The sequence below is a fragment of the Pseudomonas sp. PNPG3 genome (assembly GCF_023093815.1).
In the GTDB taxonomy this organism is placed as follows: Bacteria; Pseudomonadota; Gammaproteobacteria; order Pseudomonadales; family Pseudomonadaceae; genus Aquipseudomonas; species Aquipseudomonas asiatica.
The window spans coordinates 1-4,568 of the sequence record NZ_JALLKV010000099.1 but is presented as its reverse complement, the minus strand read 5'-3'; the positions used below and the strand labels follow the sequence as shown (position 1 = coordinate 4,568).

The 4,568-nt window shown below is 62.5% G+C and carries 6 protein-coding genes; 2 read left to right on the top strand and 4 right to left on the bottom strand.

Going from position 1 to position 4,568, the window contains the following annotated elements; genetic code table 11:
- Positions 1-30: 30 nt before the first annotated feature.
- The 3 genes from MJ643_RS29820 to MJ643_RS29810 form a co-directional block, all read right to left on the bottom strand.
- Complete coding sequence (locus MJ643_RS29820; protein ID WP_013971531.1) at positions 31-459, bottom strand: organic hydroperoxide resistance protein; 429 nt, start codon at positions 457-459, stop codon at positions 31-33.
- 141 nt (positions 460-600) lie between these two features.
- Positions 601-1,056 (bottom strand): MarR family transcriptional regulator, encoded by a 456-nt coding sequence (locus tag MJ643_RS29815; RefSeq protein WP_013971532.1) that lies wholly within the window; start codon positions 1,054-1,056, stop codon positions 601-603.
- Positions 1,057-1,114: 58 nt separating this feature from the next.
- Positions 1,115-2,068 carry a LysR family transcriptional regulator gene (locus tag MJ643_RS29810; RefSeq protein WP_013971533.1) on the bottom strand — a complete coding sequence of 318 codons (954 nt, stop codon included), beginning with the start codon at positions 2,066-2,068 and terminating at the stop codon, positions 1,115-1,117.
- Positions 2,069-2,182: 114 nt separating this feature from the next.
- Between MJ643_RS29810 and MJ643_RS29805 the strand changes: the two genes are divergently transcribed.
- Positions 2,183-2,932, top strand: coding sequence for a sulfite exporter TauE/SafE family protein (locus MJ643_RS29805; RefSeq protein ID WP_023661078.1), 750 nt, complete (start codon positions 2,183-2,185; stop codon positions 2,930-2,932).
- Between the two features lie 35 nt (positions 2,933-2,967).
- On the opposite strand, the gene MJ643_RS29800 is transcribed toward MJ643_RS29805, so the two are convergent.
- Positions 2,968-3,819 carry a LysR substrate-binding domain-containing protein gene (locus MJ643_RS29800; RefSeq protein WP_015269374.1) on the bottom strand — a complete coding sequence of 284 codons (852 nt, stop codon included), beginning with the start codon at positions 3,817-3,819 and terminating at the stop codon, positions 2,968-2,970.
- 96 nt (positions 3,820-3,915) lie between these two features.
- On the opposite strand from MJ643_RS29800, the gene MJ643_RS29795 reads away from it, so the two are divergent.
- Entirely contained in the window at positions 3,916-4,134 is a 219-nt protein-coding gene (locus MJ643_RS29795; protein ID WP_023661076.1) for a DUF1127 domain-containing protein, read from the top strand.
- Positions 4,135-4,568 lie beyond the last annotated feature (434 nt).

Below are 4,568 nucleotides of genomic sequence, written 5' to 3'. Positions count from 1 at the left end.
AGGCCGCTCCTACATGAGGCGCTGCAAGCCTTACACGGTCACGTGCAGGCGCACATCCACATTGCCGCGGGTGGCGTTGGAGTACGGGCACACCTTGTGCGCCTTTTCCACCAGCCCTTCGGCATCGGCCTGGGCCAGGCCCGGCAGGTTGATGTGCAGGTCGATGTCCAGGCCGAAACCACCTGGAATCTGGCCAATGCCCACTTTCGCGGTGATCGAGGCGTCCGCCGGTAGGGCTTTTTTCTCCTGCCCGGCCACGAACTTCAGGGCACCGATAAAGCACGCCGAGTAACCGGCGGCGAACATCTGCTCGGGGTTGGTGCCGTCACCGCCTGCGCCGCCCAGTTCCTTGGGGGTGCTCAGGCTGACTACCAGCTTGCCGTCACTGGAGCGGGATTTGCCGTCGCGCCCACCGGTGGAGGTAGCTTCTGCGATGTACAGCGGAGTGACCTTTTGCATCTTGAGCCTCGCTAATGTGCTGTGCGCTCCCCGTCTGGAGGAGGGCGCGGGTTGGTGTGGGATTTAAATTAGCGCGCAATTAGTTAGTGCGCAAGATAAATCATCACCGTTCATCTGAACGGCCATCGCACAGCATAGCTGTCAGAGGGTTTTCTGCAGGTTCTCGCGCAGCGCCAGCAGGTCGGCCTGCAGTTGTTGCAGCTGTTCCAGGCTGCGCCCGCTGGCCTTGAGGATGCACTGCGGCACTTCTTTGGCCTGCTGCTGCAAGGCGCGGCCCTTGTCGGTCAGCTGCACCAGTACCACCCGTTCGTCCTCGCGGCTGCGGTTGCGCTGCAGCAGGCCTTCGCTCTCCAGACGCTTGAGCAGCGGTGTCAGCGAACCGGGGTCGGTGAGCAGGTGCTGGCTGATCTCGCCTACGGTCAGGCCATCGTGCTCCCAGAGCACGAGCATGGCCAGGTACTGCGGGTAAGTCAGGCCCAGGGCCTGCAGCAGCGGTTTGTAGACCTTGGTCATCAGCAACGAGGTGGAGTGCAGGGCGAAACAGACCTGGTTTTCCAGCAGCAGCTCGTCACAGGAGGCTTGGGTGTCGGCGTTCATGCAGGTCCTTGAAGGTAATCAATGGGAAAGTCTGGCACGCGGATCGTTAGTGCGCGCTTTATTCGCGCAGCTCACTGCGCAAGGCCAGGTCCCAGGGTGGAATCGGGCTGAAGCGGCTCTTGAGAAATTCGAGCAGCAAACGGCTGCGAGAGTTCGTTTCATGTTCCAGGCGAAGTGCGTAAATACCGCTGGTTTCCGCTTTGGGCAAGCCACCGTCGCAAAACAACGGTATCAACTCGCCGCGCAGCAGGTATTCGCTGATCAGCCAAGTAGGCAGGTGGGCTATGCCTAAGCCTGCGAGCGCACCGAACAGCAGGGTTTCGGCGTTGTTGGCGGCCATGCGCATGCGTGAGGGGCGGTACAGGCGGGTTTGCCCGGCCACGTTGAAACGCCAGGCGAATGGTGGCGCAAGGCCGTCCCAGTCCAGGCCGTCGTGCCCTGGCAGCTCGCTGGGGCAGCTGGGCATGCCGCGGCTGGCCAGGTAGGCCGGGCTGGCGCAGGCGATGCGCACCATGTAGGCCAGTGGCGTGGCGACCAGCCGGGTGTCGGCCAGGGGGCCGGCGCGCAGCACCAGGTCGACCTCGCCCAGGTGGCTGCCATGCAGGTCGACGAAGCTGTCGATCAGGCGCAGTTGCACATCCAGGCCCGGGTAGGCGACCAGGAAATCGGCGATGGCCGGGGCCAGGTGACGGCGGCCGAATGCGGCGGGGGCGTCGATGCGGATCAGGCCTTCGGGAGCATTGCTCAGCGACACCGCTTCAGCGCGGGCCAGGCGCAGTTCCTCGATGATGCGCCTGGCCCGTTCGGCAAAGGCGTTGCCGGCAGGCGTGGCACGCACGGCGTGGGTGCTGCGGGTGAACAGGCGGCTGCCCACGGCGCTTTCCAGGTTGTCGATGCGGCGGGCCACGGCGGAAGGCGTCAGCGGGTGGCGGCGGGCGGCGGCAGAAAAACTGCCGGTTTCCAGCACATCGAGGAACAGGCTTAGCTGGTCGGTCAGGGTATCGGGGCTCATGGCTGCCTTGCTTTTGCAAAAAACGCATAGCCATTGTGCGCTGCTGTGCGTTTCCCCACCAGCCCGCAATCGATAGCATGCTCGCATTATGTGTACAGGTGGATGAGGCCCCTGATGATCGAGTGGTTGTTGTATATCGTGTTGGGCGCAGCCCTGGGGACCATGGGTGGCCTGTTCGGCATTGGCGGCGGGCTGATCGCGATTCCGGCGCTGGGCGTGCTGTTCGGCCTGGACCAGCAGTTGGCGCAGGGCACTGCGCTGGTGATGGTAGTGCCCAATGTGCTGCTGGCGCTGTGGCGTTATCACCAGCGTAACCGCATCGAGTTACGCCATGCGGTACCGCTGTCGCTGTGCAGCTTTGTGTTTGCCTGGCTGGGGTCGATCTGGGCGGTCGGGCTGGATGCGCATTCCATGCGCCTGGGCTTCGTCGGCTTCCTGGTGGCCCTGGCGGTGTGGAACGTTGCGCGGATGTTCATGAAGGTAACGCCGCCCAGCGCCGAGTTGCGCTATGCCTGGCCTTGGCTGGGTGTACTGGGCAGCTTTGCCGGGACCATGGGCGGCTTGTTCGGGGTGGGTGGGGCCGTGGTAGCCACGCCGATTCTGACCAGTGTGTTCGGTACCACCCAGGTGGTGGCGCAGGGGCTGTCGCTGGCGCTGGCGGCGCCGAGTACCTTGGTAACCCTGGTGACCTATGGGGTGCACCACAGTGTTGACTGGGGGGTGGGGGTTCCATTGGCGGTGGGCGGCCTGCTGAGTATCAGTTGGGGTGTGAAATTGGCCCATGCGTTGCCGGAGAAGGTGTTGCGGGCGATGTTTTGTGTGTTTCTGGTGGGGTGTGCGGTGATGCTCGGGTTCGAGCTTTGATTCTTGAGCATTTGGGGCCGCAAAGCGGCCCCAAGTTACTTGAACCCTTCGACAATGTAGTCGGCCATGCAATCGGTAATCGGCGAAGGGTTCTGGGTACTGCGCACCAGCATCACATTGGCCACCGGTAACTGCGGCAACCCTTCATTTTCGCCCAGAATGCGGATATTCCCGCCAATCAGGCTCTGCAACTGTGCGGTCACCGCCAACCCTGCGGTGACAATGGCAAAGATCGCTGCCAGGCTCGGGCTGGTATAGGCGATGCGGTAGTCGATGCCCTGGGCCTCCAGGGCATTGCAGGTCCAGGCCCGGCAGAAGCAGTCGGTGTTGAACAAGGCTACCGGCATGGGGCGTTGCTCCTGCGGGCAGAAGCCTTCCGCGGCGGCCCAGACCAGGCGTTCCTGGCGCAGAAGCTGGCCAATCTCGTTGCCCGGCTCACGCGTGACGATGGTCAGGTCCAGGTCCTGGCGCAGCATCAGTTGTTTGGAGGAGTCGCAATGCACCTCCACCTGCACCAGCGGGTAGGCCTGGGCAAAGCTCGACAGGATGGTCGGCAAAAAGCGCATGGCATAGTCGTCCGGCGTGCCGATGCGTACTACCCCGACCATGTGCGGCATGCGCAGGGTGTTGAACACTTCCCCATGCAACTTGAGGATGCGCCGCGCATAGCCGAGCAGCACCTGGCCCTCGGCGGTCAAGCGCACTTGGCGGCCATCGCGCTCGAACAGCTGGCGCTGGAGGATGTCCTCTTCCAGGCGTTTCATCTGCATGCTCACCGCCGACTGGGTGCGGTTGACTACCTCGCCGGCGCGGGTGAAGCCACCCTGCTCGGCGATGGCCACGAACGTGCGCAGTACGTCCGCGTCGAGGCTCTGGTACTGGGACATTGCATCAATCTCCGAGATGCATGGCATCAGAAACATTCGTTGGATTGATCTTATGCCTGGCAGGAGACTGGAGCCATCAACACGGAGGGCTTCACGATGAAAGGTCATGTCAGCAGCATCCAGCAACCTGCCTTTTCCCTGAACCACCTGTGGCGTGCCGCCCTGCAGCGCCCTGCGCGATGGCTGCAGCTATACCGCCAGCGCCAGGAACTGGCCAGCCTGAGCGATGCGACCCTGCACGACCTGGGGTTGAGCCGGGCGGATATCCAGCAGGAGGCCGAGCGGCATTTCTGGGATGATCCGTTGAGTAAGTGATGCCAAGCGTGGCAACAGATCTTGCTCTTGCTCGTTTCGGCTTTTGCTTTTGCTTTTGCTTTTGCTTCTAAGCGCGCGACAGTTCAGGCGCCGCCGATTGCGACTTCAGGAGGCTGAGCGAAGGGACAGCGGAGGGAGGTGACGGGCATGGATGCCCGTCAAGCGCTGAGGCCCCATGGATGGGGCCTGCAGCGCGTACTCCCGGGAGCAGGCCCGTAGCGAGGGGACCCCGGAGCGAAGCGTAGGGGCCGGATGATGGGAGCCGACGGTTTTTGGTTCCTTTTTGCCACGACAAAAAGGGACCCGCCGTAAGGGCGGAAAGGTGATTTTGCGCCACCATCGCGAATGAATGTCTGCTTGGTTTGGATGCCAACATCCTAAAAGCTAAAAGCTAAAAGCTAAAAGCTAAAAGCTAAAAGCTAAAAGCTAAAAGC

Coding starts and splice junctions, on each gene's coding strand:
- MJ643_RS29820 (WP_013971531.1), bottom strand. CDS start 459: ATGCAAAAGGTCACTCCGCTGTACATCGCAGAAGCTACCTCCACCGGT.
- MJ643_RS29815 (WP_013971532.1), bottom strand. CDS start 1,056: ATGAACGCCGACACCCAAGCCTCCTGTGACGAGCTGCTGCTGGAAAAC.
- MJ643_RS29810 (WP_013971533.1), bottom strand. CDS start 2,068: ATGAGCCCCGATACCCTGACCGACCAGCTAAGCCTGTTCCTCGATGTG.
- MJ643_RS29805 (WP_023661078.1), top strand. CDS start 2,183: ATGATCGAGTGGTTGTTGTATATCGTGTTGGGCGCAGCCCTGGGGACC.
- MJ643_RS29800 (WP_015269374.1), bottom strand. CDS start 3,819: ATGTCCCAGTACCAGAGCCTCGACGCGGACGTACTGCGCACGTTCGTG.
- MJ643_RS29795 (WP_023661076.1), top strand. CDS start 3,916: ATGAAAGGTCATGTCAGCAGCATCCAGCAACCTGCCTTTTCCCTGAAC.